This is a genomic window from Haloarcula sediminis, assembly GCF_035656455.1.
Taxonomy (GTDB): domain Archaea; phylum Halobacteriota; class Halobacteria; order Halobacteriales; family Haloarculaceae; genus Haloarcula; species Haloarcula sediminis.
The window spans coordinates 1-3489 of the sequence record NZ_JAYMGA010000021.1 but is presented as its reverse complement, the minus strand read 5'-3'; the positions used below and the strand labels follow the sequence as shown (position 1 = coordinate 3489).

Genomic DNA, 3489 nt, shown 5'->3' with positions numbered 1-3489 from the left:
TCAATTGAAACGATTTATACACGGACCGCACCGCTATCGTGCGGTCAGGCGTCGTTGATATTCAATGGCTACTATACGACTCTACGAAAAATAACTCACCTCCAAACCGCTCACGTACCGGCGAAACAGCCAGCCCCAGCACCGGCCTTCGCACCGGACACAGCGAGTGAACCGCCGGATACGTAGGCACCTGCGACACCACCGATAGCCCCGCCCACAACGGCACCGCCCGTACAGGCATAGGCGGAGTCCACGGTGTCGCCACCAGCGTACTGGGCGGCCATTTGACCACTGGTCGCACTAGCAGAGGCTGCTCCGACTGCAGTAGTTATCAGGGTCAATGCGATACACACGCTAATTATCTTTTGCCGCATACGACCGATTATATTGAAGCTAGTTCCTTTAAATAATTCCTTTAGTAAGATGTAATAGACTCACTGCTAAGAAATAAATCAACGGCCGGCAACAAAATTGACATTTGACAACTCTGATGTGAACAAGTCTATACTCTTATATTTCGAACTATTTCTGTTTCAATCTTATATGGCTGTTATTTTCTCAGTCGTCTATTCGTCCGGCTTGGGGTGGTTTCTCGAACCGGTTGATCTATACCCTTCTCGGGAAGCGTCTGTCTCCCCACTAACGGAGTTAGATATGACTAACACGTCAACCAGCGTTGCCTTCTCGGTCACAGGAATCGTCGGTTACGTTATCACAGGTGGAGTTATGTACGCCTCTCGGCCACTATGAGGTTCACTGCTGGGGCTCACAGACTTTCTACACCCAGTTGCGCCACTCACTGGTCCCATGCTTGAATAGGGCACTCTGCAACTGGTATAGAACGATGTAGTTACCGACACTCAACACTACTGCAGCGGTCGCAACCACGAGATCTATCTGTTCCGTCTGGAGAAAAAACTGGCCAAACACTGCGACAGGTACTGCGAGTGCTTGTATAATTTGACCAATTCCCAGCAGATAGCCTGTCGTTGAACTGATTTCACTTCGATCTTTTATCTCCATATCCCACCTATCTACTTTACACCATTTAATTTTACGATAGATTAGTAATACGAAAACGGGGTAGTACGATTTCGGAGGGATATCGGTCACTCGAACTTCGAATCTGTGTAGTGTGGTACGGACTCTCTTGGGACTTCCAGTATCGATTTGTCATAGCTCTCTCGAAAGAGAACAATAGAGGTGATTATGCTACTGGCGTTACTCTACTCTCAGATAAGACTCCAGAGAGAGAATACAATCTCCACCACTGGAACGAGGAACGCGATTACCGCTGCGGTTCGTATTCTCAAGCCCGATCGTCGCCGGATAGCGAACATCCATATGAATCCTTTCCAGATAGTGAGTGAGATCCCGATGACACTTACAACTTGAAGTACCGTGCTGGATTCTATAATTACTTGTAGCTCTTCCGACGGAAGAGAGTCAGAAGTCCGATTTAGAATGTACACGTACGCGATACTGTTCAACAACGAGGCAAGTAGCACCGGAATATATCCCCATCCTATATCGCGAAACAGGTCTCGAAAGGACGGTTCAGTATCACTCAGGTACCATACAATACCGAAAATTAAAACCGCGGAAAGTAGCCAGAGTGCAAAAGTCGAGATTAGACCGAGAACGGCACCCAAGACACTTGCGATTCCTGAGGCCACTTGTCCAGCTTGACTTGCATTTCCGAGTCGTTGCGCGAGAAGTACCGAAGAAACTGTATTGACTATACCAACGAGGAGAACCAATACAGAGGGCTTCCAAAGCGGTTCTTCGGGCGCTTTTTCCTTCATGAAATCGTCAGGGTTCATAACCACCCACTGTATATCTTTGACGACCATTTAGATGAAATATTCTAATAACACACTTATATCAATCGAATTTATATCGAATAAAGTGCTTGACGCAGTTCCACTCCACTGTTCTCGAAACAATCTCCCTCAGATACGATGGTTTTACTACCGCACAACTAAGTAAATAAAAGAATGGATGGGGAAAACTATTCGATGCCATGCTAGATAAATCCATCATCACAGTTGGTCTGGCAATCCTGTTGGTCGCAGCTGGCGCAGGGACAGCAATGGGCGCAACTAGCGGCGATGCAGCCGTCGCGTACATGGAACAAGAGGGCGTTGATGATGAGGCACAGGCCGCAGCCTTTGTCGGGGCTCAGGTTGGTGGGGCTGCAGTGGGGGCCTCTGTCGGTGGCCCGACAGGAGCAGTTATCGGGTACAAGACTGGCCAAGCGGCCGGGCTATAACTCGGATATTGAGCAGCAAATCACAATAGACCGACTGACTTTTTCCGGGCAACTGGAAGCCTAGCTATGAACTACGAGGATGAATGGTCGGCTATCGATCACTTTGAACCGCTTGACCGGCTGATCTGATATCGAATAAATGGTGACGGTTTGACGAGCATCTTGTCTCCGTGTTACGTGCTTGTGGGTCCACAAGCTAGTTTTCTCTATCCAGTGGGTTGTTTTAGTACTCTTAGAAACCAATCAAATTTTGCTATGTCGTTACAATCACTCGGTTCGGGTGGAATTGCGCTCATGCTGGTGATCGCCGGTATCGGACTCGCAGCTGGTTTCGGTTCTGCCGGGGCAGCAACTACGGTGGCGGCTTCCGAACTCGGCGCATCTGATGACGATGCGGTGAAAGCCGGTGCAGTTGCCGGTGGTGCCACGTTGGCTGCGGGAATCGTCGCTGGTGGAGTTACCGGGGGCCCCGCTGGTGCGATCGCCGGTGCCGAGGCAGGCGTCAAGGGAGGGACTCTCGCCGCTGCATAGCAACACTCTTTACGGTTTTAGGTACCCGATTCCCACAGCTGTCAGAGTCACTGCACTGATGCAGGGACGGAAGGGTTCGAACACTTTCAACCGATTATTCGGGCACCACACAGATCCGACTCGGTCGCAGTGGTGTTGCTATGGCCGTTTGTATGCTGGAGCAACTGAAGTAAGCGTTACGAGCCTGTTTTCCGGCAATGACCAGTCAGCTACACTCGATGAGGTGTGGTTCCTCGTTTCGATGAGTCCGTAGACTTATGACGTATGCGCGGGCGTCGGCAGATGTGACCGTTTGTGGGCCGTCCAGGCGCTCGTACTGATTTGTCTCAGCAGCGCTGAAAAATAGCGGATAGTTTCTTGTCAACCCAGTTGTATAAATAGTTATTATCCCCCTCCACGAGGGCATGAGGCTTGTCGTTGTTATCAAGAGCGAGTATCATAGCACGGTCATCCGTCTTCAGTAGTCCTATCTCCGGGGCGTCAGATCCGACAAGTTGTACCGAGATCTCTTCATCACCTAGTTTGGTAGCGGAATCGCTCCCGTTCTCAGAGAGTGATTCTAATACTTCTGCCGGGATCGCGACTCGGACATCTTCAGAATTGAATAGCTCGTCCCTGAGTCCGTCGCCATGGTATGGGATTATTGGGAGATAGCAGGACCTGACCGGTTGCTGTTTTATCACTGT

General features: G+C 49.9%; 3 protein-coding genes. All 3 read right to left on the bottom strand.

Features of this window, described 5'->3' with window-relative positions; translation table 11 throughout:
- Positions 1–777: 777 nt before the first annotated feature.
- A complete protein-coding gene (locus VJ162_RS18400) occupies positions 778–1023 on the bottom strand; it encodes a hypothetical protein (protein ID WP_324666285.1) in 246 nt (81 codons plus the stop codon).
- Between the two features lie 209 nt (positions 1024–1232).
- Positions 1233–1853, bottom strand: coding sequence for a YIP1 family protein (locus tag VJ162_RS18395; protein WP_324666284.1), 621 nt, complete (start codon positions 1851–1853; stop codon positions 1233–1235).
- A gap of 1276 nt (positions 1854–3129) precedes the next feature.
- Positions 3130–3489, bottom strand: a 360-nt coding sequence (locus tag VJ162_RS18390; RefSeq protein ID WP_324666283.1) for a transcriptional regulator FilR1 domain-containing protein, incomplete at its 5' end; no start/stop codon positions are given.